Annotated in this window: 27 protein-coding genes; 13 read left to right on the forward strand and 14 right to left on the reverse strand. The window is 36.4% G+C overall.

The window, feature by feature from the left end:
• Positions 1–25: 25 nt before the first annotated feature.
• Together H4J67_RS16350 and H4J67_RS16355 are read right to left on the reverse strand one after the other, a co-directional pair.
• A complete protein-coding gene (locus H4J67_RS16350) occupies positions 26–640 on the reverse strand; it encodes a phospholipid-binding protein MlaC (protein ID WP_182170797.1) in 615 nt (204 codons plus the stop codon).
• Positions 641–807: 167 nt separating this feature from the next.
• Positions 808–1,395 carry a TetR/AcrR family transcriptional regulator gene (locus H4J67_RS16355; RefSeq protein WP_070374442.1) on the reverse strand — a complete coding sequence of 196 codons (588 nt, stop codon included), beginning with the start codon at positions 1,393–1,395 and terminating at the stop codon, positions 808–810.
• 299 nt (positions 1,396–1,694) lie between these two features.
• Between H4J67_RS16355 and H4J67_RS16360 the strand changes: the two genes are divergently transcribed.
• A complete protein-coding gene (locus H4J67_RS16360) occupies positions 1,695–2,690 on the forward strand; it encodes a catalase family peroxidase (RefSeq protein WP_182170800.1) in 996 nt (331 codons plus the stop codon).
• A gap of 183 nt (positions 2,691–2,873) precedes the next feature.
• Here H4J67_RS16360 and H4J67_RS20815 read toward each other — a convergent pair whose 3' ends face one another.
• From H4J67_RS20815 to H4J67_RS16385, 5 genes are all read right to left on the reverse strand, one after another.
• Positions 2,874–3,782 (reverse strand): hypothetical protein, encoded by a 909-nt coding sequence (locus tag H4J67_RS20815; protein ID WP_259368646.1) that lies wholly within the window; start codon positions 3,780–3,782, stop codon positions 2,874–2,876.
• A gap of 399 nt (positions 3,783–4,181) precedes the next feature.
• The gene (locus tag H4J67_RS16370; protein WP_182170803.1) at positions 4,182–5,657 is read right to left on the reverse strand and encodes a carbon starvation protein A; all 1,476 of its coding nucleotides are present in this window, start codon (positions 5,655–5,657) and stop codon (positions 4,182–4,184) included.
• A gap of 475 nt (positions 5,658–6,132) precedes the next feature.
• Positions 6,133–6,567, reverse strand: a complete 435-nt coding sequence (locus tag H4J67_RS16375; RefSeq protein WP_182170806.1) for a tetratricopeptide repeat protein — start codon at positions 6,565–6,567, stop codon at positions 6,133–6,135.
• Positions 6,568–6,935: 368 nt separating this feature from the next.
• Positions 6,936–7,217 carry a hypothetical protein gene (locus H4J67_RS16380; RefSeq protein ID WP_182170809.1) on the reverse strand — a complete coding sequence of 94 codons (282 nt, stop codon included), beginning with the start codon at positions 7,215–7,217 and terminating at the stop codon, positions 6,936–6,938.
• A 159-nt stretch (positions 7,218–7,376) separates the two neighbouring features.
• Entirely contained in the window at positions 7,377–8,252 is an 876-nt protein-coding gene (locus H4J67_RS16385) for a LysR family transcriptional regulator (RefSeq protein ID WP_182170812.1), read from the reverse strand.
• 101 nt (positions 8,253–8,353) lie between these two features.
• On the opposite strand from H4J67_RS16385, the gene maoP reads away from it, so the two are divergent.
• Positions 8,354–8,674 carry a DUF413 domain-containing protein gene (maoP, locus tag H4J67_RS16390; RefSeq protein ID WP_182170814.1) on the forward strand — a complete coding sequence of 107 codons (321 nt, stop codon included), beginning with the start codon at positions 8,354–8,356 and terminating at the stop codon, positions 8,672–8,674.
• Positions 8,675–8,772: 98 nt separating this feature from the next.
• On the opposite strand, the gene H4J67_RS16395 is transcribed toward maoP, so the two are convergent.
• A complete protein-coding gene (locus H4J67_RS16395) occupies positions 8,773–9,249 on the reverse strand; it encodes a DUF1353 domain-containing protein (protein ID WP_220471670.1) in 477 nt (158 codons plus the stop codon).
• Positions 9,250–9,379: 130 nt separating this feature from the next.
• On the opposite strand from H4J67_RS16395, the gene H4J67_RS16400 reads away from it, so the two are divergent.
• The 7 genes from H4J67_RS16400 to H4J67_RS16430 all read left to right on the forward strand — a co-directional run bounded on the left by H4J67_RS16400 (position 9,380) and on the right by H4J67_RS16430 (position 15,416).
• Positions 9,380–10,726: a magnesium transporter gene (locus H4J67_RS16400; RefSeq protein WP_182170820.1), complete on the forward strand. Its 1,347-nt coding sequence runs from the start codon at positions 9,380–9,382 to the stop codon at positions 10,724–10,726.
• Positions 10,727–11,112: 386 nt separating this feature from the next.
• Entirely contained in the window at positions 11,113–11,331 is a 219-nt protein-coding gene (locus H4J67_RS16405; protein WP_070374433.1) for a hypothetical protein, read from the forward strand.
• A 26-nt stretch (positions 11,332–11,357) separates the two neighbouring features.
• A complete protein-coding gene (locus H4J67_RS16410) occupies positions 11,358–11,609 on the forward strand; it encodes a hypothetical protein (protein ID WP_070374432.1) in 252 nt (83 codons plus the stop codon).
• A gap of 524 nt (positions 11,610–12,133) precedes the next feature.
• Positions 12,134–13,039, forward strand: a complete 906-nt coding sequence (rimK, locus tag H4J67_RS16415) for a 30S ribosomal protein S6--L-glutamate ligase (RefSeq protein WP_070374431.1) — start codon at positions 12,134–12,136, stop codon at positions 13,037–13,039.
• Positions 13,040–13,053: 14 nt separating this feature from the next.
• A complete protein-coding gene (locus tag H4J67_RS16420; protein WP_182170823.1) occupies positions 13,054–14,091 on the forward strand; it encodes a succinylglutamate desuccinylase/aspartoacylase family protein in 1,038 nt (345 codons plus the stop codon).
• Positions 14,088–14,411 carry a RimK/LysX family protein gene (locus tag H4J67_RS16425; RefSeq protein WP_310650619.1) on the forward strand — a complete coding sequence of 108 codons (324 nt, stop codon included), beginning with the start codon at positions 14,088–14,090 and terminating at the stop codon, positions 14,409–14,411. The genes H4J67_RS16420 and H4J67_RS16425 overlap by 4 nt, the downstream gene beginning before the upstream one ends.
• Before the next feature lie 135 nt (positions 14,412–14,546).
• The gene (locus H4J67_RS16430) at positions 14,547–15,416 is read left to right on the forward strand and encodes a mechanosensitive ion channel family protein (protein WP_182170826.1); all 870 of its coding nucleotides are present in this window, start codon (positions 14,547–14,549) and stop codon (positions 15,414–15,416) included.
• An 87-nt stretch (positions 15,417–15,503) separates the two neighbouring features.
• Here H4J67_RS16430 and H4J67_RS16435 read toward each other — a convergent pair whose 3' ends face one another.
• Both H4J67_RS16435 and H4J67_RS16440 read right to left on the reverse strand, forming a co-directional pair.
• The gene (locus H4J67_RS16435; RefSeq protein WP_182204385.1) at positions 15,504–16,361 is read right to left on the reverse strand and encodes a mechanosensitive ion channel family protein; all 858 of its coding nucleotides are present in this window, start codon (positions 16,359–16,361) and stop codon (positions 15,504–15,506) included.
• Positions 16,362–16,387: 26 nt separating this feature from the next.
• Positions 16,388–17,026: a phospholipid-binding protein MlaC gene (locus H4J67_RS16440; RefSeq protein WP_182170832.1), complete on the reverse strand. Its 639-nt coding sequence runs from the start codon at positions 17,024–17,026 to the stop codon at positions 16,388–16,390.
• 402 nt (positions 17,027–17,428) lie between these two features.
• On the opposite strand from H4J67_RS16440, the gene H4J67_RS16445 reads away from it, so the two are divergent.
• The 3 genes from H4J67_RS16445 to H4J67_RS16455 all read left to right on the forward strand — a co-directional run bounded on the left by H4J67_RS16445 (position 17,429) and on the right by H4J67_RS16455 (position 18,970).
• Complete coding sequence (locus tag H4J67_RS16445; protein ID WP_070374425.1) at positions 17,429–17,752, forward strand: hypothetical protein; 324 nt, start codon at positions 17,429–17,431, stop codon at positions 17,750–17,752.
• A gap of 116 nt (positions 17,753–17,868) precedes the next feature.
• Positions 17,869–18,075, forward strand: a complete 207-nt coding sequence (locus H4J67_RS16450; protein WP_070374424.1) for a cold-shock protein — start codon at positions 17,869–17,871, stop codon at positions 18,073–18,075.
• 304 nt (positions 18,076–18,379) lie between these two features.
• On the forward strand, positions 18,380–18,970 hold the full coding sequence (locus H4J67_RS16455; protein WP_070374423.1) for a LysE family translocator: 591 nt from the start codon (positions 18,380–18,382) through the stop codon (positions 18,968–18,970).
• Between the two features lie 109 nt (positions 18,971–19,079).
• Here H4J67_RS16455 and H4J67_RS16460 read toward each other — a convergent pair whose 3' ends face one another.
• From H4J67_RS16460 to H4J67_RS16475, 4 genes are all read right to left on the reverse strand, one after another.
• Positions 19,080–20,375 carry a Xaa-Pro peptidase family protein gene (locus H4J67_RS16460; RefSeq protein WP_182170834.1) on the reverse strand — a complete coding sequence of 432 codons (1,296 nt, stop codon included), beginning with the start codon at positions 20,373–20,375 and terminating at the stop codon, positions 19,080–19,082.
• 124 nt (positions 20,376–20,499) lie between these two features.
• Positions 20,500–21,108: a PilZ domain-containing protein gene (locus H4J67_RS16465; protein WP_182170837.1), complete on the reverse strand. Its 609-nt coding sequence runs from the start codon at positions 21,106–21,108 to the stop codon at positions 20,500–20,502.
• 12 nt (positions 21,109–21,120) lie between these two features.
• Complete coding sequence (locus tag H4J67_RS16470; RefSeq protein ID WP_182170840.1) at positions 21,121–21,735, reverse strand: TetR/AcrR family transcriptional regulator; 615 nt, start codon at positions 21,733–21,735, stop codon at positions 21,121–21,123.
• A gap of 12 nt (positions 21,736–21,747) precedes the next feature.
• Positions 21,748–22,974 (reverse strand): threonine/serine exporter ThrE family protein, encoded by a 1,227-nt coding sequence (locus tag H4J67_RS16475; RefSeq protein WP_070374419.1) that lies wholly within the window; start codon positions 22,972–22,974, stop codon positions 21,748–21,750.
• 100 nt (positions 22,975–23,074) lie between these two features.
• On the opposite strand from H4J67_RS16475, the gene H4J67_RS16480 reads away from it, so the two are divergent.
• On the forward strand, positions 23,075–23,248 hold the full coding sequence (locus H4J67_RS16480; RefSeq protein ID WP_182170842.1) for a hypothetical protein: 174 nt from the start codon (positions 23,075–23,077) through the stop codon (positions 23,246–23,248).
• Positions 23,249–23,334: the final 86 nt, after the last annotated feature.

The raw sequence follows: 23,334 nt of genomic DNA on the forward strand, positions 1-23,334 counted from the left end.
TAGCTTGATAACGGAATTAGAGAACTTATTGATTAAAAGAAGCTAACTCTAAGGTCACTTGGTCAATGCCACTCTTTTGGATCCGTTGGCTTATTTCAGCTTCTTTGCTACTGAGTAAAGAGATACCCTCGATGATCATATCATAAGCTTTCCATTGACTTGTTTGTCTGTCTTGGCGCATTTGAAAAGTAATGTTAATTTCAGGCGCATTGGCATTACGAATAACTGAATTAACGCCAACAATTCTTGCGCCATTTGTTGATTTATGAGACTCAAATACAACGTCTTGTTGTTTATATTGTTTTAACGCTATTGCGTAAGTTCTTACTAAGTAACTACGCATAGAAACAACAAATTTTTCACGCTGTTCTGGAGTCATCGTTCTCAAATTTCTACCTAAAACCTTGAATGCGGCGTATTTGTAATCTATTGATGGCATTAGCTCTTCTTCAACAATATCACGCATCAGTTCAGGGAATTTTTTCAGTGACTCTTGATCTTTAGCAATACGAGAAAACAATCGTTCACCTGTTTCAGCAATTACCGTGTATGGAGAGTTTTCAATGCTGTAGGCATTGCTGGAAAAGCTTGCCAATGAAGTCATGAATAAGAGAGTAAATATTGCCATTAAGTGTTTCATGTTTTTGTCCGTATTTGAGAGAGCGCATTAAGTGCTGAGTCATTGTTAATTCATTAAGGGTATTTTACATACCGACCATGCGGTATGTAAATACTTAATTGATATCTTTTATTACTATTTGCTATATCGGCTGTAAAAAGCCAAGGAGATAAATGAAAAGAGTGGCGTTAATGACTTCTAAGGTTTCTAATATAGTTACACAGTTCTTTGATGACTTTTTCAAAGAGGTCTTTGTTTTTAGAACTTTTACTTAAACTAGAAGAACCATGAAAAGTTGAAACAATAAAATAGGCAACTTGGCTAAAATCAATGTCGTCACGAAGCTGGTTAGCGACACGTTGTAAGTTAATGGCGATAAGTTGGTTGAGTTGTTGCTGCATGTTTAGAATACGTAAGCGAAAGCCTTCATCTACGCCAGACATCTCTTGGCAAAGGTTATTTAAAGGACAACCACAAACAATCTCGTCACAAGATGAGTTAGTATACATAGCGGTAAAAAAGTCGCATAAACCTTCAATAGGATCATCTACCTCTACTGCTGGCTGCCATAATTCTAAAAACATGGGTGTATAAATTTCTTCAAAAACAGCGTAGCCCAGCTCCATTTTATTTTTAAAATGATGATACAATGCACCTTTTGAAACTTCACAGCGCACCAAAATACAAGATAAGCTTGTTGCGATGAAACCCTTTTTATGAATTTCATCCGCACTTATTTCTAGTATCTTTTGACGAGTTAGCTCTGCGTCTCTCATATTCAGGACTTAATTAACTATTAATGATAATTCATTCTAACCGACCGGTGGGTAGGTTGTAAACCCAGCTTTTTTATTGATGAAAGATTTGAAGTTGAATAAGAATGTTTTGTGTCATTAAGTCATCATTATTTTCACCGTAACTCTGACAACAAATTTTTTTAGTCTTATGCTCGTTGGTCGTGAAATATTTATTACACTATTAAGGTCCTTTGCTATGCTTGTAGATAATACTCTAGATCTTATCGATGACATTTTTCGTCATTTGAACTATTGAAATAACCACTCTAAGGAAACCAATGAAACATAATCTCATCACCTCTAGTATTAGTGCTTTTTTTCTCATCGCTACTGCTACAGCAACATCGAACGCTGCAGCCACTGATAAAGAAGTTGTCGCTAATGATTTTGTTGAAATATTTGAAAAATTGGGCGGGAAACATCCTGGCTATAGAAAAGCACATGCTAAAGGTTTGTGTGCATCGGGTACTTTTATACCAACACCTAATCAACATTTTACGGGGGCTGCTTTGTTATCGAACGGCGAACTACCGGTATCTATTCGCTTTTCCGTTGGTGGTTCAAATCCCAATAGTGATGAAAAAGCGGCTGGCACACGCGGCATGGGCATGCAAATAAAGTTACCTGATGGCTCTTTCCACACTTTTACTGGTAATAACTTTCCGGTGTTTGCCGGTAAAAACCCAGAAGTTTTTCATGGTTTTCTATCAACCTTACTTCCTGACGAAAATGGTAAAACTGATCCCGCTAAAACCATGGCATATATTCAACAACATCCGAGTGTTCAAGCTAATGCTATGTGGAATAAAACGGCTAAAACAGCCGCTTCATTTGCCAACACTGAGTTCTTTGGTCTGCACACTTTTTACTTTGACCAACCTAATCAACAGAAAACTAAATTTCGCTGGACCATCGAGCCTAATTTAGGGGTGAAAACATTAGAAAAAGCTGAGGCTGCTAAAATGCCTACTGAGTTTTTAGCGGATACCTTTGCGCAACAGCTTAAAGATGAGACGGTTAGTTTTAACATTCTGGCAAGTTTAGGTGAAGCACAAGACAGTGATATTGACCCATCACAACAGTGGCCAAGTGAACGTCCTCAAGTAACGCTAGGCACAGTGACCGTTAATACCAGTGGCAGCGATGCATGTAAAAATACTAATTTTGATCCTAATATGATGTCAGTAGGCTTTACGCCAAGTGATGATCCGGTATTAAGAATGCGCTCACCAGCTTATGCTATATCTTTTGGCAAAAGGTTGAGTGGTCAATAAGTGACTCGTTAGCAGGTATAAATCTGCATTGCTTTTATGAAATGGGGGTCAGTAAAACTGGCCCCAAGTGTCATTGATTTGACAATAAACGGTTAGCAAAGGGCAGTTGTTACTTATTTTTATTATAAATACAAAAAGTTCAATAGCTTATTGCTTCTAGTGAAGTCTTTATGCAATTAAGCTTTATTTACTGTTTACTTCAAACATTATTTTTAGCCATCTTAAGTCTTTAGGCCCAAGGCTCGCTTTTTTGTGCAGAGATGGCGTTTGATAAACCTCCTTGTAAACATGACAAATAGCGACCTCAGTTAGTTCTCGCCATCTTTCTCCATCAAGCTCAGGAATACTGCCATCAGCTAAATTGGCGTCAGTTATTGGGTCGTGCTGCAATTCTGTGGTACGTAGTGTCAACTCTAACTCTTGTAATATAGGATTAATAACCTGCAGTGTACTTGCATCAGCAAATTCTTTTGCAATATGAGCATCAGCTTCTTCTATTGATTTATTCAGCAGATGCTGGGAAAGTTTCTCTCCCGTAGGGCGCAAGCCGTACTTATTAATTATACCGCCAACACTGGGTAACAATGCTTTTGCCGCAATACCTACGCCCAATAATGGATTTACCACCGCGGCTAAACCACCCACTAATAGCATGCCATATGTGAGCTTTTTATCTAGCGCGTCAATTTGATCGGCCAAAGATTCAATACTGTTTGGATTACTTGCGCTTTTATTTCTTACCATCTCTTCTGCGGATTGGCGCATATAATTTTTAAGCATTTCTTCTGAATGCTGGTTGGGGAAGTGAAAAACACGCCTTTTGGGTAGGTTGTTAATTTCTGGAACAGCATTCGGGAGACACCGCATGGTGTGCAAGGCAAATTTATATTCTGAGAGTTGGAAAGGTATAACAAAATAGTGTTTTTCGTCATACTCGATATCATCATACTTATCTGACTTCTCTGCGGAAATAAAGACGGGTAAACCATTCACTTTTTCTTTAACAATGGAGTAATTAGCCGCTAACTCTCCTGTGGCTTTGTCGGCAACTGAGCGAACGACATTGAGTCCTTTTTTAAAAAAATTTTGCATAAATTTAGCAATTCCCTTGGCATATTGTCACTAACACAATAATGTTTTTTTACTATAAAGGTACTAATACCCAATACTTTTAGCGGCAGCATAATAATTATGGCCGTTTTGCGCGACAATAATATTTTATTTTTACTGACAAGGTTTCAAAGGCTAGGGAAATATAAAAATATAAGTGCACGCCTTAATGTTGGCTGTTATTGCTTAGAATACGTTAATTATCATCAGTTATCAATTTGGCCTAGGTCTGATTGAGCTCCCTAGGGACTAATGATTTTCTTTGATTTTTCACCCTAAATAATTAACAGTAATAGTGTTTTATTGGGCTGATACAAATAAAAAAGCAGTGCTAATTAGCACTGCTTTTTTCTTAATGTTAAACATTAAACACCTTAAACATTAAGCTGTTGTTGAGGCAATATTTACCCGTTTATTGTGTGCCACTATTAATAAGATAAGTGAGATAACACCGACCACAGCCCCGATTAATTTGCCATATTCACTGGGTAAATTTAAGCCTATTCCTGCCGTCATAATATAAGAGACACTAACACTAGTACCAACAATGGCAGGTAAACTGACGATCCAATGGAAAGTGCCACGGTCAAACAAAAATTTAGTGGCCAGCCATAATACGCTGGTAGAAAGTAGCATGTTTGAAAAAGCAAAATAACGCCATATTATTGAAAAATCTAATTTTGTCATAAAATAAGCAATAACTAAAATAGGCACGGCTAACAAGAGGCGGTTGCGTAAACTTTGTGGGATATTAAATGCATCCACTAAGGTTAGACGCAAGGACCGAAAAGCGGTATCTCCAGAAGTGATAGGGAATATCGCAACGGCAATAATAGCCATAATGCCACCGAGTGCGCCAAGGTAGCTGTTTGCAATATGGTTAACCACTAAGCCAGGCCCCCCTTGGTCAAGCAATGCTTTAAGTTCTGAGTAACCTTCAGGAAATGCTGCTATACCGGCTAAGGCCCAAACACAACCTACAATGCCTTCGCACATCATCGCGCCATAATAGACTGGGCGTACATATTTTTCATTGGTTAAACAACGCGCGATAATCGGTGCTTGTGTCGAATGAAAACCACTAATTGCACCACAGGTAATTGTTATAAATAATAACGGCCAGACAGGGAGACCGTCAGTATTAGGCTCTAAAAAGTCATGACTGTAATGATCTGAGTTAAAATACCCCAAAAAATCACCAGCGACAGGTAAGTGTGGCGCATTCATAAGTAATGATATCGCGATAAGCGAGGTCATCACTATCATGAGTAAACCAAAAAGGGGGTAGAGTTTGGTTATTATTTTATCTATCGGTAAAAGTGTTGCCAGTAAATAGTAGCCTAAAATAACTAAAACCCAAAAGGTATTACCGGCTAAAAATGTGCCTTCAAAATAACTTAAATTACTTAATAATCCGGCAGGACTCATGATAAAGACAACGCCAACAAAAAACAGTAGCATGGTGGTGAATATCAACATTATCCCTTTAAAGTAAACGTTGTAATAGTGACCTGCAATTTCAGGCAAACTTTTACCATCTTCTTTAATACTCATGACCCCAGAAAAGTAATCATGTACTGCGCCACCTAAAATATTACCAAGTACAATCCAAATAAGTGCAACCGGTCCATAGAGAGCACCAAGGATAGGACCAAAAATAGGACCTACCCCGGCAATATTTAAAAACTGAATAAGAAAGGCTTTAACTGGATGGATGGCAACATAATCAACCCCTTCTTCAAAACGTACTTGAGGTGTTTTGATTGTTTCATCAATGCCCGCTTGTTTTTCAATGAAAGGGCTATAAAATTTATAGCCCAATATTAATAGAGTGATGCAGATAAAAAAGATAATCATGATTGTTTATTACTCCGTTCTAGTGAATAGATCCATTCAGGGGGAGCACAGATGTGTGCAAGCGAATATTTGCTAAGTATTACCTATATATATTGAGTATCAAAGGAGAATTTATGTTTATTCCCCCACTTTATTTAGCATTGGGCAATACTTTATGCTCTTTGTTTGGTTATTATTTTTTTGGCTTTACATAACGTTTATAAAGTCATACTCAGTATGAAAAATTATTTCGGGGATATATTGAGTTCATATTAGGCGAACAGCGTCGATAAAGGCATACATTGAATGCAACAGGCGGATATTAACTTTCCAACTAAAGCAAATAAGAACCAGAAGTCATAAGGTAAAGCGACCTTACTATAGCTTATAAATTAGGCATTGCAGTCGTCTACGCTAGCAGGCGACTGTATCAATTTAGGTGTAACTTGATTATTGATCAAAGTTAAATAAAGTTACTCGTTGGGCTATGAGTTATTTAGTAAGGACTCGATACTTCACTTTTTAACGCTTCTAATAAATCATGAATTTCAGCTTTTAATTCTTTGTCGACAATTTTATTACAGCTGATTTTTGCTTTTTCTAAGTTTTCAATCGCATTTTCTTTTTCACCTAATTCAACTTGCAGTGATGCAACGGAGAAGCCAATTGATGAACGAAAATCTTTTGAATTAATCTCTTCTGCTTTAAGTAATGCTTTCTCGTAAATTGAAATGGCTAAGGGTAAATCATCGGTAAAGTCAGCCAGTGTTTCCCACTGTACAGGATGGTCTTTATCAGTACTTTCATTATCATCACAGAGTTGTTTTAATTCACTGTAGCAATTGTCAAAGTTGATTTGATTTCTTTCCTGAGCAGCAAGCATTAACTCTCCAGCCAAAGCAAATACGCGCTTATAGATTTTTGTATTCATGGTTATTAGTACTCTTAAGTTGTTTGAGGTCTAGGTGCTAGCGGTTGACTTGCAAGGTCTATTCTTGATTTGTGGTTTTTGATGTTATCAAGCCTTATTGTGTCACTATTGAAACCTAAATGGGCTATTCGATATTTTAACACCAGTTCTAACTTTAGACTAGTTTAGACCTGAAAATTGAAGAGCTATGACTCAGTAATAAACTTAATCACTTTTTTAATGGAAGTTAGTTGATAACAACGTTTTGTTTGACTCACTCAATGGCAATTTAGTGGCGGGTAATCTTTTTTGCTAAAGAACTAAACGCGAATTAATTCATCATTAATTCGCGTTACTATTATTTTATCAATTAAGCGTTAATTATGCGCTTAATCCCAATCATCATAGTAATCTTGAGTGAACCTTCTCAGTTGTCGTTCTTCTTGCAGTTGTTCAATTTTTTTCTTGGCTAAATAAGTACGTTTGTTACTGTGTCTTGATTTTTTTACATCGCTAGGTGAGGTATGTAACTCAAATTCAGCAATGTTATTGTCACTATCGTTATCATTATCATCATCATTGTTATTATCATCTCCTTCGTTTGAAGACAGATCATAGTTAAAACTTATTTCATCAGAAGCTGATAACTCATAATTAGAATTGATATTCATTGTTATATCACCAAAGGATACTCAAGTAAAAACAGCATAATCTACGCTTTTTACTAACAAGAAAAGTAAAATATTTTTACGTTAACGATAAATGATTTTTACTAAAAACATTTTGTATTGACTGTGCTGGTTCGCTAGCAAGCGTATCCGTTTTTAATCTTACTGTGGGCTCATAATAGCGGGGGCTTCGGGCTGATCTTTTCTCAGTAAATTTTTAATATCAATAATGCGTTCTTCATTCTCATTTTCTTTATGAAAGGCAATAAATAATTCACGTTCGAAAACAAGTAAAGTTTTGATTTCAAATAACTTTCCTTGTTCTATGAAAGGTTTTGCTAGCATGTCTGGTAGATAGGCACTCCCGCCACATTGCAGCATTAAATCAAGTGCAATACGCGCTGTACTCGTTCTAATTGCAGGAATTGAGATGTCAGGAAATTCTTTAGCATGCCAGTGAGTAAAGCTTGTTCCCCAATCAATCATAATATAACGCTGTAGGTCTGCGGCGGTTGTTATTTTGTTATTAAAAGTTGTCACGGGGATTAAATTAAACATATGCAAAGATTCAATCTTTAGCTCTTCTACTTTTGGGGGATCAAATAGAATGGCAACATCTAAAGTGCGCTCAAGTAGTTGTCTGGTTAATTGCTCTCGCGATAATATTTCAGCGATTAAACTGATCTGTGGTTCATTGATATATATCTTTGAAATGGCATCATGTATATAAACATCCCAAGTATTAGGTGTGCCGGCAATATAAATGTGCGCAACTTTTTCAGTGCTTATGGCAATATCTTGTTTTGCCATTCGAAGAGTATTGATCATAAGCTCCGCGTAGGGGACAAGCTTTTCTCCTGCGGGTGTTAATTGAATATTGTTTCTGGTGCGCTGAAACAAGGTCACATTAAAGTATTTCTCTAACTGACGAACTCTGGTACTAACCGCCGCTTGAGTCAGATATAGGTTTTCGGCCGCTTTACCAAAGTGACGACAATCCTTAACTTCTAAGAAGGTTTTAATTAACTCAATATCCATACTGCAATCTCTTATCGATACGATAATTATTATTTGTTTTACAGCCTTGCTTGTTAGCCGCATAATCCGCTAAAACCTATACCCTGTCAATAGAGGCACAAATGACTTTAATACATGGATTTATTGCTGCAACACAATTTTACGATGATGTAAATTTCCCACGTGGTTTCAGAAAATCTGGAGATTTCAATATCGCCGAAGCAGAATTATTAACACAGCTAGGCAAACGTTTACTGATGTTAGAAAAAGCTATTTGTTCGCCAGAAAATGACGTTGAAATACAGTTTGTCAACATGTGTGGATCACAACTTGAAGGTCAAACTAAAGTTGAACTGTTGTGGAAAAAATACATAAAAATAACTAGGCATAAGTCGTTTCATTGTTTAAATGGCAGCATATTTACTCAAGCAGCAGCCCTTTAGTCGATAGAACAATCAATATGCAGTAGATTTAAGGATAAACTTACCAATAAGTTTATCCTCTTCTTAACAAATTCTAGGTTGAGACTTTTAAAATTTTCTTATTTGTCCTCCGGTAATAACGTAGGCTTAGTTTTGCGCTGAAATGTTAGCCAATTTACCCAACCAAAAGCCATACACAGTATCCATATAAAATAATCAATTAGCAGTAGTTCGTTTCTTTCTATACCGACTTTGCGGATCAGTGTTGACCATTTTAAAAAACCATAGCCTTCTTTAAATTTAAATATTTTATCATCCTGCTTAGCCCATAAATAATTATACTCAAAACAAAAGTCATGCAAAATAACTGGGATGAGTAATAACCCTGTTGGCGAGAAGAAAAGCCAGACTATTGCCGGATACGAACTACCATCAAAAATAAAGCCTTTTGGAATTATAACGATTCTTTTGTTAGGTAAGCTATAATGCCAATCTTCGATAAGTTGCCATTGCCGCTTCTTAAAAAGTAATCGCCACAATTTGGAATAAAATGAAAACTTTTGCGTTTTTATAGCAAAAGGTTGTAATTTTGGCATTTTCATTAGTTTTCTAGTTTAATGATTAGAGAATAATGCGATTCTATAGTTAAATAACCCATAAAATAAAACGCAAAATTTTACTTAGTTTGATTCAAAAAATTTGTTGAAATCTTTATTAGGAAATTAAATGTCCCTAGAACTACTCCCTACTTATATTGAAAAAATCGAAGAACTATTAGCCAACGATCTTCAATTAAATGAATTAGCTGCTGAGATTGAAGATACGCTCATGCCAGAGCACGTAGCAATTCTTTTAGAAGCTTTCCCTATCAAACCTCGATTAAGTCTTTGGGTGTTGTTGAGCGCAGATTATCAACAAAATATTTTTCTAGAGATGAAAAATGAATCTCGGCAGATGTTATTAAATGCAATGGATGACGACGCCTGTTTTCCTTTGTTTGATAAATTAGATGCCAACAGCTTAATAGAACTTACTGAAGATTTAAGCGATCGCTTTATTGAATATGCTGTCACAAAAATGACAGCTAAACAAAGAGAGTACTTAAAAAAGGCTCAAGATTATTCTGAAGATGAAGTGGGACGTTGGCAAAGCTTTGACGAAAAAAGAATTTCGCAAAAATTGAAAGTGGCAGCCGCAAAGAAAGTGTGTGCAAAAAATTTATTACCGTTAACTGAAGTTATTTATATTGTTGATAATAATGCCCAATTACTTGGTGAAATCCCCATCAATAAATTGTTGCTTTTAGATGGTGATACTCCCTTAGCCAGTGTGGAGTATCAAGATGTTCAAGTGTTAGAAGCCAGTAAAGATATAGATGAATCAATTGACGAAGTGATCCTTTCTGGAAAATCAGCATTACCTATCGTTGATGAAAATGGCCATTTAACCGGCCGTTTAGATTTGCACTCTGCTTATAGGTACAAAGACCAGCAAAAAGATAATCAATTAATGCAAGCGGCTGGTTTGAGTGATGAAGAAGATTTATTTGCCAGTGTTTGGTTAAGTAGTAAAAACCGAGCGATTTGGCTGGGTATTAACCTAGTGACTGCATTTTTAGCTTCTTGGTTTATTGGTTTATTTGAAGCGACCTTACAACAAGTTGTTGCACTTGCCGTGCTTATGCCTGTGGTTGCATCAATGGGCGGTATTTCAGGTAGTCAAACGTTAACCTTGATTATACGTGGTTTAGCGTTAGGGCAAATTAGTGATGCTAATAGGCAGGCTATCGTTAAAAAAGAGCTTAAAGTTGGCGCAATTAATGGCATGTTATGGGCGACGGTCATTGGCATCATTACTTTTTACTGGTTTGAAAATCCTATGCTATCAGTCACTATTTGTATCGCTATTTTAGGTAATATTTTAGTGGCTTCGTTATCTGGGGTATGGATACCTTGGATATTAAATAAATTTAACATCGATCCCGCATTATCTGGAGCTGTTATTTTAACAACCGTAACAGATATATTTGGTTTTATAGCCTTTCTTGGCTGTGGTACATTATTACTGCTTTAGAAAAATCAGCTTAATTAACGTTTTATCGTTATTTTAGCGATAAAGAGTGTGGATATTCTCAGCGCTGAAAAGAATAATGTTGCTGCTTATTGCAGGTCAATTGAATTTTTAAGCCGCTGGGAATTACTTTATTGTTAAGGAATAATCGATTTAAATAATCTTCTTGAAATTTATCTTTTTGTTTTTTAAAGGTTTATGCCTTTTTTATTCTCTCCCCGTCACGTTTTGAACTTTCTATACTCGCACTCAATATATCAAGGGTTAGCTATTTTCCTTTTTTAACAAAAAAAATTGATTAGTTAAACGAAAATATTTTGCTTTTCAATTCTCAAATAGTGGAACATTATCCAACCAGAATCTAATTATGATTTTTTTGAAGGCAAAAAATGAATATTGATACATACGAAAGTACTGGCATAGGTAGCAATTTGAATTTCAATCCTGGTATCACTGGATTCGAAGTAACGAGTGTCTCTGCAAACAAAAAAGAAATTAGCAATATCGCCAAACAAAAATATCTGGTTAAAGAAAGATTAGATATTTTAAATGAAAAAAGGTTTCTTGACCGTCAACTTAATTCATTAAGTGACTATTGGGACATGTAAGTAATTTTAATTTAAAGAGAATATTTATGAAAAAAACAATTTTAGCTATCGCTTTATTAGCCCTAACTTCAGGCATAGCACACAGTGAAGAAGCAGAACCTGCTTTAATGGATGCACCTAGTGACTACGTATCAAGTCTTTTAAGTCAATGTAAAGAATACGCTATTGAAGATGAAATAGCAGAAGCTGACATGAAAACTTATTTATTAAATTGTATCAATGACGAATTAAAAGAAGGCGATTACAAAGCAATAAAGGTTTTACCTAAAGACGAGTAATCGTTTTGTATTATCAGCTTGTCTAAGTCACTCAAATTATTTAGACCACTTAATATAAGTGGTTTTTATAATTTGAGTTCACTTACTTCACTTCATTCGTACATAAATAAACACAGCTATTAATTATTCTCAACAAGCTTACCCCTCATTTTTTCTTAAACTCTGCCAGTATTGCGACTTTAAAAATCCTATACAAAATAATCTGCCATTATTGATTTAAGCCATTTTACCCGGAAAAATCACAGTTTAGTCCAATGTTGTAGAGCCAATAAATTTGTCTAAACAAGTAAAAATTGCTCAGTGACTTGTCTTAAAAAATTTTAATCGTTATTTTTTTCAACTGTTGACGTAAAACATTCTATAATAACGACTTTATAATTATATAAATCGCCTTCTAATCATTTTATTTGATTAAACGTATCGATATATGACGCTTTATTATTTAATGAGCTAACTATACACTCGATATTACTTATTACCTCACTCTTTAGCCTTAAATAAAGGTGAGCACTACAGGACTTATTATGAAAGTTGCTATCTTATCTAGAAACAAAAACCTTTACTCTACGCGCCGTTTAAAAGAAGCCGGCGAAGCTATGGGCCATGAAGTTGATATTATCGATACACTACACTGTTATATGGATATTACGAGTACTCGTTCAGCTGTGCGTTACAAGGGTAAAGAATTGCCAAAGTATGATGCAATTATTCCTCGTATTGGCGCCTCTGTGACTTTTTATGGCACAGCGGTGGCAAGACAATTTGAAATGATGGGTACCTTCAACATTAATGAGTCCGTCGCTATCAGCCGCTCACGCGATAAATTACGGTCATTACAGTTGCTATCGCGCAAAGGTCTGGGACTACCGAGAACAGGTTTTGCAAACAAGCCAGATAATGCTAAAGATCTGATTAAAAATGTTGGCGGCGCGCCAGTGGTTATTAAGTTACTCGAAGGTACGCAGGGCATAGGCGTCGTATTAGCCGATACGGCTAAATCGGCCGAAGCCATCATTGAAGCGTTCATGGGCTTAAAAGCGAACATCTTAGTACAAGAATTTGTTAAAGAAGCGGGTGGTGCAGATATTCGCTGTTTAGTGATTGGCGGTAAAGTTGTTGCTGCGATGAAACGTCAAGGCGCTGAAGGTGAGTTTCGTTCTAATTTACATCGCGGCGGCTCTGCTACTGTGGTTAAATTATCGAAAGAAGAGCGTGACACAGCAGTTAAAGCCGCAAAGGCTATGGGCTTGAACATGTGTGGTGTCGATTTACTGCGTTCGCAAAATGGTCCTATGGTCATGGAAGTTAATTCATCTCCTGGCCTTGAAGGTATTGAAAAAGCGACGGGCAAAAATGTTGCAGGTATGGTGTTTGAGTTTTTAGAAAAAAATGCCAAACCTCATGATACTAAGACACGTGGCAAAGGATAATTAAAGAGAATTTTATGGATATATTACGTATAGGTGAGTTCGAAATTTTACCTGGAGAGCAGCGAAAAATAGAGTTGCCAGTTGCTAAGTTATATACCGATGCCGACGTTTCTTTGCCCGTTCATATTATTCGCGCTAAAAAAACCGGGCCCACTATTTTTTTGAGTGCGGCGGTACATGGCGACGAATTAAATGGTATTGAAATTATTCGACGCTTGATCCACGAAAAGAAACTTAAAATAACGCGAGGCACGGTTATTGCCGTACCTATGGTTAACGTTTATGGCGTGGTCAATCAAAGTCGCTATATGCCTGACCGTCGTGATCTAAACCGTTGTTTTCCCGGCTCTGCGAAAGGCTCTTTAGCGGGACGCGTTGCACATATATTTCTTAATGAAATCGTTAAGCATTGTGATTACGGTATCGATTTACATACCGGGGCAATTCATCGCTCAAACCTGCCGCAAATTAGGGCGGATATGTCTGATCCTGATACCAAAGCCTTGGCGGAAGTGTTTGGCGTACCGGTTGTGTTGAACTCTACTTTAGTTGATGGCTCGCTAAGAGAGTCAGCCGTTAAAAACGAAACGAAAATATTATTATATGAAGCGGGTGAAGCGCTGCGTTTTGATGAGTTTTCAATTCGAGCAGGTATGAAAGGTATCTTAAATGTATTACACCATTTAGGTATGACTAGAAAAGTTGTTCGCACCAAGAAGAAAAAACGTATGCCGTTTATTGCTAATGGCAGTCAATGGGTGCGTGCAAATGCCAGTGGTATTGTTCATAATATTGTAAATTTGGGCGATCAGATCACTAAAGGTCAAGTGTTAGCCGAAATTGGTAGTCCATACGGTGCAATATTTGATTCGGTTAAAGCAACACGCTCAGGCATTTTAATTGGTAAGCAAAACATACCCTTAGTTCAAGAAGGTGAAGCCATGTTTCATGTCGCTTATTTCAGTGAAGACGATGAAGAAATTGCAGATCATATTGAAAATGTACAAGAGCAGCTTTTACCTGTAAATGACGACAGCTATGAAACCGTATGAAAAAAGTGAATAAAGTTGTTATCGGCCGTTTAGAATCAATAGCTTTGCCAGACTTAGCTATTGACGACTTACAAGTGCGAGTTGATACCGGTGCAAAAACGTCGTCGTTACACGTTGATAATATTAAAAAATTAATTGTTGATGGCGTACATAGTGTGACGTTTTATCTACACCCTGATATGCATAATGTCGATACCATGCAGAAATGTACGGCGCCTATTAGTGATATGCGTAAAGTTAAATCGTCAAATGGCACTACAGAGCAACGCTACGTTATAGAAACACCCATCGTACTTGGCGAAGAAAAGTGGTCAATCTAAATAACCTTGACAGACCGCTCTGATATGAGTTATTTAATGCTGTTAGGAAGAGAAGCACTGGGTAAACGCTTTCTCGTGACCCATCAAAAGTCTTTTTAGGATCAAAATAAAAAGTCGGTTAAATTAAGGGATTTTATGGATTTTACACAAATAAAAGAAATCTTATCTACTAAGGTTATTACTATTGCTGATCAACCGGTAACATTGGGCGGGTTACTGTTAATTCCGCTAATTATTTACCTGGGGTTGTTACTCACTAAGTGGGGCGTAAGGTTTATAACCAAGCGTTTAACGACCAAAAAAACTGATCCAAATATTATACACTTATTACAGCGTGTTTTTTATGTGATTGCGATAGTTATATTGTTGATTACCACCCTAGATTTGATTAATGTGCCTATCACCGCTTTTGCCTTTTTATCGGGTGCAATCGCGATTGGTTTTGGTTTTGGTGCACAAAACATCATTAATAACTTTATCAGTGGTTGGATTTTAATGTGGGAACGACCTATTAAAATTGGTGACTTTTTAGAAGTTGAAAATGCCAAAGGTGTCGTAGAAGAAATTAATACCCGTTCAACGCGTATTAGGCGTGTTGATGGTGTTCATCTGCTTATTCCTAACAGTAAACTACTTGAAAATACGGTAGTGAATTGGACGCTTCGAGACAGTTTAGTGAGAACAAGTGTTTCTGTTGGGGTTGCTTATGGTACTCGGGCTAGAAAAGTAGCGGATCTTATTTTAGAAGCGACACTCGCACAAAAAGAAGTATTGACCAAGCCAATGCCCGTCGTCGTTTTTGAAGACTTTGGTGATAATTCATTAGTGTTTTATGTAAATTTTTGGATAAACTCAACTGGAGAAACGGCTTTAAGAGTGACTAGAAGTAATATTCGATTTCGATTAGAGGAATTGTTTGAAGAGAATAATATTGTTGTTGCTTTTCCGCAACGCGATGTGCACCTCGATGGCACGCTTACTTTATTGAATAACGATAAAAAATAATTTTATTTGTCACAGTGTTAGCGTATGACAAGTCACTCAGTCAAGAAAAAGATCGTGATTAGTGACTTGATAATCAGTGATATTACATTAGTTTGATAAAGTTGATGAAGACACTTTTTGCTTAAACCACAATGACATAAAATCAGCAGTTAACTTCTGCTCTATTTCTAATGCTATCTCTGTTGGGCAAAATATAGTAAAAAATATTTGCGTATCACCAAACTCAGAAGTTGCTACTTGAATATGTGGCTCTGGGCCTGCAATGTGAACCTCTAAACGATTTTCGATCAGTTGATTATAGCGGATTGCAACTTCTTTGAAGTCACTACAATATAAACTTGCTCTAGTATACAACTCATCAATAAACTTGAAGGGATTAACACTGTCATCTCTGACAATGGTAAAATGATGTATTGCATATCGTTTTAAAAAGTTAAGGTTTTTAATAACCGAAGTAATTAGCTGGCTATTGGGTAGGTATAGCGTTTTACCTGTGTATTGATAATCATCTATATTTACCTCTAACAGCGTTAGTTTTGCCCAGTCTGTTGAATGCACTTCGCCGTAATGATTGCCGACTTTTACCCAGTCACCAATACGAAATGGTCGACTTGACAGGATATAAATAAAACCAATAAAACATTGAATAAACTCTCTGGTTGCTAAAACAATTGCTACAATAAAGGCAGCAATCGAAAAAGCAAATTTTTGAATTTCTTCAGACCAAATATTAAAAACCATCACAATTATTAATACTGTAAATATATTGTTAACTACATCGATTTGTAATCTTTTATCTTGTTTTGATTTTTGTTTTATTCTTATAACAATGAGATGTTTAATCATATAAAAAAGAAAAATAAACAATAGCGCAATAACAAATTTATTATTGGCGAGTACTGTTGAAAGTGCTTTTAAATTATTCGTATGATTAAGCCATTCCATTAGAACGATTGTACCTACCTTTATTTTTATGAAGAAGTGAGACTTCTTTGATTAATACTTTTTAGATGTAACAGCGTACCTTCGATACCTAACTTACTGAAACTTGAGTTTATTTCTTTTTGCTTTGCATCTAATAAACTAATACCTTCAATGATAATATCAAAAAACTGCCAAGTGCCGTCTTTCGATATCAGTAACTTTACTACCGCTTTGTTGATTTTATTTTCACCGGTAATCGTTATATTGATCATCGACATTTTACCACTTTTTGATAATGACCCTGTACCTATAGTCATTGATTCACCACTATATTTACTTAATAAGTTGGTATAAGTATTTATTAATTGATTTGATAGCTCAGTAACAAACTCAGTCCTAAGTTCGGCAGATAGTTTGGGCAAATTTTGATTAATAACTTTATAACTAAAATATTGAATATTTACCTCAGGCAAAAGATATTGGGTTAATACACTTCTGATATTGCTTTTAGTGAATTCATTGTTACTTTTTAAAATTAATAAAGCCGATTCTATTTGACTAAAAACGGCCTTAGTCTTTATCTCTGGGGTATCTGTTGTCGCTACCGCTAAAAAGGAAATACAAATACTTAACAACAAAAAAATGACAAGATATAGATTTACGTTATTTTTGTATGATTTTTTCATTTATATTGTGCTTAGTTATATAATAATTATGCAGATTATAGACTTACAAGAGAAACAATCAAGCGTAATAAATCACAGCTTTTAATCAAAAAAAGTGATTGAACTCAGAATTTTAAATAATATAATCTGGTTGTAGTAAAGTTGTAGTAAAGTTGTTGTGAATATTAAGTATGCGGCATTAGCGGCTTTATCGACCAATAAGGTGGGATTCATTAAGTTATATTATTAAAAAAGTAACAATAATTCATCATTGCTCTTAGCTATTTAAATAGAGACTGTTTACTCAGAGGCATTCACTGTATAATAATTTTTTTAAGTAGGTTAGTCATACTGACTTGCTTCTCCTGTAAAATGATAGCCTGTTGGCATTGTCAGATAATATTATAAGAGCTAAATAATTTAATGAAACCATATTCAGATATTGCCGAGTTAATAGAAATGTTAGGATCGGAAATAACATTACTTACCAATACCATTGCTACTTTAAAGCAAGAACCACAAAGCTTTAATGAACAAATTATTTTTAAGTATATTGATACGGGGAGTACAGGTAAAACAAAAGATTTTGTAAGATCATTAGGCGTAAAAGCTGAGCGGGGCTCATTCTTTTCATCTGGTGATGTGAGTAAACTAATAAAAGATGGTGCTGATGATGTTTCACCTGAATTACTTGATATAGCTCGAAAAGTAGTCAACATGAAAAAGAAAGGTGGCGCGCACCGTTAATTATAAATACAGTATATAATGTTAAATATAGTTTGTATTAATGAGATTCAAATCCTGACTTGTAATGGTGATAGCAAGTTAGGTTTATATTTTTCACCAATGATAAAGAGAGTGTTATGAGTAAAGGTATAGTTAAGTGGTTTAATGCGGATAAAGGTTTCGGATTTATTACTCCAGAAGACGGCAGTAAAGATTTGTTTGTTCATCATTCAGAAATCCAATCTGGCGGTGAATACGCTACATTGGCTGACGGCCAAGCTGTTGAGTTTGAAGTTGGACAAGGACAAAAAGGTCCATGTGCAAATAAAGTTGTTGCTATCTAAGCAATAATATATAACAAATGGGTAAGATGGGAGGGCTATGTTCACCCACTTACCTATGCGTTATAGATGTTTTCTTCGCGTTATCCCCATGTAAAAATGATACATTTACCCAACTTTCTTTGATCTTTGGCACTACCAAGGGTTAGGTCATCGAGCCTCTGCATTTAGTATTTAAGACTTCTATTTTGATAATAAGCGCCCTTAGCTGATTTTCCAGTATAACTTTGTGATATAACATCTGAGCATTTAAGTGAAAATAGCTTGAAATTTACCTGCCTCTCAAACAATTAAGAGCAAAATAACAATGAATTTAGACATACTATCAGCCTTAACTATTTTTGCCTTTGTGTCTTCAATAACACCAGGCCCAAATAACTTGATGTTAATGAATTCTGGTGCAAATTATGGTTTCAAAAAAACGACCCCTCACTTATTAGGAGTTGGCATTGGTTTTACACTGATGATTGCTTTAGTTGGGCTAGGTGTTATTCAATTATTTGATCGTTTCCCGGTGAGTTATCAAATACTAAAAGTGGTCAGCATTGTTTATTTACTCTATTTAGCATTCAAAATAGCTAGCTCTACCAGTAATATCGAACAACAAACGTCAAATCATAAACCTTTTAGCTTTATTCAAGCTGTTTTATTTCAATGGGTTAACCCAAAAGCTTGGACAATGGCGCTAACGTCAATAAGCCTTTATGCTCCATCAAAGAGTTTTACCTCGGTATTGTTAGTGGCGATTGTCTTTGGGCTAATCAATTTACCCTGCATCAGTTCTTGGGTTGTTTTAGGGCAAAAAATACAAGTGTTGTTAACTAACCAAAAACGCTTGAGAGTTTTTAACATTACCATGGCACTTTTATTGGTTATTTCATTGTATCCTGCGTTATAAAAACGGGAGGAGTAAGGAAGATCCGTTACTCCTTTTTTTAGGATAAAGTGAAGCCACTGTTATTGATTAGTTTGCTAAAAACAGCCTACTGTAGATTATAAATAGTGCGTTAAGTGAACTTAGCAAGCTTGCCTAACGGAGAATCTAGCGAGTCTGGGGGAATAGTAAACCACTGTGGGCCTTTATCGGTCATGTAAATACAGTCTTCAAGTCTTACACCAAATTCGCCAGGTATATAAATGCCAGGCTCATTAGAAAAACACATACCAGCCGTTAACTTTTCTTGTTCACCATGAACAAAATTAACGCTTTCATGACCTTCCATACCTATGCCATGGCCAGTTCTGTGCGACAAGCCAGGTAATTTATAATCAGGACCAAATCCTTGTGCTTGATAGTATTTTCGTACTGCATCGTCAACAGTACCTGCAGCATTACCTATTTGCGCTTGCTCAAAGGCTATTTTTTGGCCGGTACGTACCGTTTGCCAAACATCACGTTGACGCTTTGTTGGCTCACCGACCACAAAGGTTCGGCTAATATCTGACTGATAACCATGAACATTACAGCCACAGTCCATTAATACAATTGAACCTTCTTTAATTAGATGCTTCTTTTTACTGCCATGAGGGAAAGCACTTGCTTGATCAATTAAGGCCATATTCCACGCGCTTTTTCCTCCTAACGTCGCTTGTGCATTGCTCATCAAGCTCTTAACCTGTGCAGAAGTCATACCCACTTCTAGCTTTGAATATACTTCGCTATAGGCTAATAGTGTTACTTCATTTGCTTTATGCATCAATTGCAATTCATGATGACTTTTAAACATGCGACAACCACGAGTAACGGGTTCAGCGCTGACATGTTGAAGAGTTGATAATAAACTCATTACACCGTGTTGAACAAAATAACGTACCGAGTTTTCAAAGCCAATCGTCCCTTTGGTAAGGCTAATACCTCGGTCTGCTAGTATTTGTTTGATACGCTCGAACGGGCTTTCATGTTCTTGCCAAACACGAATATCGCCATCAATAGCTAAACTTTCTTGAATACTAGGCTCTTCAAAAAAGGGACAAACTACCGCTACTTTACCTTGTTGAGGGATCACTAAAGCGGTTAAGCGTTCGCTGCGCCACCACTGAATACCAGAGAAATAATCCATGGCAGCACCTGGCTCAATAATAAGCGCAGAAATATTCATTTGCTGCATTAATTGCTGAGCTTTTATTATTCGAGCTTCACGCTCTGCAGAAGTAATGCCAGCAATATCTTTGGTGATGTCCTTTAGTACTTGGCTATTTGACTGACTTTCTTTCGTTGATGAGGCAAATGCTGAAGTTGATACGGATAACGCAGCAATGCTTGCACCACCCGCTTTTAAAAAAGATCTTTTATTCATGTTCATAACTATCTTCCTGAAATTATATCGTGATCACGCTAACGGTTTTTGACTTGCTCAACAAGGAATAGGCGCTAAAGTGTGCTTTATATCAGCTAGACTTAACGCAGAAATATTTTTACGCGCTAAATTACTTTTCTTTTGCTGATAGCTCATTGCGCTGTTGCGCTAAAACCTGCAACTGTTTTGATTGCTGATGAAGACTACAACGTACTAATATTTCACGGTCTTCTTCTCTAATATGATGATAAATAACTTTGTAGCTAGTGAGTTCATCGCTTGTCGTTGTTGCTGAAATTATTTCTCCACAACAGTAAATTGCACAATTATCATCAAGGAGAAATATTTTCAAGGTAATAAATTGGCCAGTATCAAAAAGGTTTTTACTGGTAAAAATAACGCCGCCACCACCAAAATCAGTACCTTGGTACCGTTGCATTTCGTTGTCTTGCTCGCTCAAAATATAACTAACCAATAAGTCTATTTTTTTAGCTTGATGATGTAAATAATCAACTAATTGTCCCGCAACGCTACCAAGTGTTTGCAGTGGGCGCAATGCAGCTTGGTCAAGGGTGACTATTTCAGAGGCCATTTTAAACGGCATCGGCATGGTGTTCATAAAACATTGATAACTTGGCGCTGTATCTGTTTCAATGATAGTTGCATTGACATTGAAAGGATAACTAATAGAAAAAAACTGGTCAAACTGAGCGGTTTTATTGTTATTGTCTTCAGACATGCCTAACCCTTATTATAATTTTTGTTGGTGAATAAAAACCTTGACGACACATTCACACATTTCATCAATATGGCTGGTATCAAGGTAAATTCCATCAATGAGTAAACGCACAATACCGTGCAATGTTCCCCAAGTTACTTGTGCTAAACGTAAGCTATTTTCGTCTTCAATCAATAAGCCTTGTTGCTGCCAAGTTTTGGTCATTTCTAGTTGGTAATTAAAACTAGGATAAGCGATATCACGCAAAGCTTGATCGCTATTGTTTTTTTTCCAAATTGTTTTACCAAACATTAATTCGTAAATTGAAGCATTTTCGGTAGCAAATGTTATGTAATGATAAACAAACTGACGAAATTTTTCTTCCCCGGAAAGCTCATTATCGTCAAATATGGCATTAGAAATACTTGTCCATTGAATAAACCCCAGTGCAGCTATCGCACAAAGTAAATCATTTTTATTTTTGAAGTGGTGATAGGTTGCTGTACGAGAAACACCAATACGCTCAGCAAGTTTACGTAATGAAAGTCCTTCAATTCCTGTCTCTTCAATCATCTCGGCGCCCGTTTCAACGAGCGAACTGCGTAAGTCGCCATGGTGATAGGCTGTTTTTTTGTTAACTGGTTTCATTAGCGTTCTTTATTACAACGTTTTACGAGAAGGTAAGGCAACATTTGAAAAAACAAGGCCAGCGACAAGCGACATAAAAATTAGGAAGGCTTCAGAACCAATATTATTGGTATTTAACATATTCACTCCAGATACCGCACTGTTTAAGCCGATATAAACTTTACTTCCAGGCACCAGCACGACTAAACCTAATAGCTTAACAATGCTTGAAGGTAATCTCATTATGCGTGAGAATAAATTAGCATACATGCCTAAAACAAAGGCACCAACGAAAGCGCCAAGCGCTGGGCCTAAGTAAGCGGCACCAATAATGCTAGCACCAAAAGCAACATAGCCAGAAATAATTCCCCATGGAGCGTCTTTTTTACGAACGCGAAATAATATAACTAAGCTTATAGATAAAGTGGTCACTGCCGCCCATGCTGTCCAAACAGGCATGCTAGCGGGGGTAACATATAATACTTCGCCCCAAAATAACTTTCCTAACGCCATGCCTAATACCGCGCCAAAATAAAGCTTAAATAGCATCATTACCGCGTCCATAATACGGGCAGTACCTGACATTAGATGTCGAGCGGCTAATTCAGCTAAGCCTAGCGTTAATGCTAAGCCGGGTATAAAAGCAATGATGGCTGAAAGAATAACCAAGGGCATATTAATACTTGGGTCAATTAGCGTAATGGCCGAGGCGAGTAGGGCGGTGGTAATGGCTGCAATTGGTTCTAATGTCTCGGTAACTCGGCGTGAGTATTCGGCCCAAAAGGTAAATAAGCAAACAACAAAACCTAATAATACTGACCAAAATACATCGTTCCAGCTGGTGTGCATTAGCATGGAAAAAGCACCACTTGAAGCACCAAACGCTAAAAAGGTAAGAAAACGACCGTAAGGGTTGGGTTTATTGGCGATATCATCAAGTCGTTCAATGGCCTCAGATAACGTGCGTTGACCCGAACTTAATTCATCAACTAATTCATCTGTTCGTGCCAGTGAACCTAAATCAAGATCACCTGGCTTTACTCGAATAACATGATTATATTGTTGGTTCTCTTCATCTTCAGATAAGACAAAAGTCAGAGCTGTTGGTGTGATGATAAAACATGCTTTTAATTCGAGAAATGTCGAAACATCTTGAAGATGTGCTTCAAGACGATAAGCAGGCGTGCCAAACTTATGCAAAGCTTTGCCTAATCTTATAATAAAGCGTCGCTTCTCAGCAAAGTTATCAGGTGCAGTCATATTGTTGTTTACATATTTTTGCTTGTTATCTTGCTATGGTAATTGAATAATTAGCTAATGCAATGTGCAATTGGTTTAGAGATTAATAATAGGAGAAATAATGACTTTAATCATGATTTTATTAGCTGTTTTTGCCGGTATTGCCCTAATGGTTATTTTAGGTGAGCGTTTTGGCAAACCTATGGGTGAAGAAGAGCAAGCTAAGTATTCAAAAATCATTCCTATTTTGGTGTTTATTTTACTCATTGGTAGTTTAATTAAGATGTTTATTTAATTGATACCAATTTGCTTAACTTAGCTGATTTTTATCTAGCCTTTAATTGTAATTTATTACACTAGCGGTTTGATTTGTATTATCGA

The sequence above is a fragment of the Colwellia sp. BRX10-4 genome, assembly GCF_014077465.1.
Taxonomy (GTDB): Bacteria; Pseudomonadota; Gammaproteobacteria; order Enterobacterales; family Alteromonadaceae; genus Colwellia_A.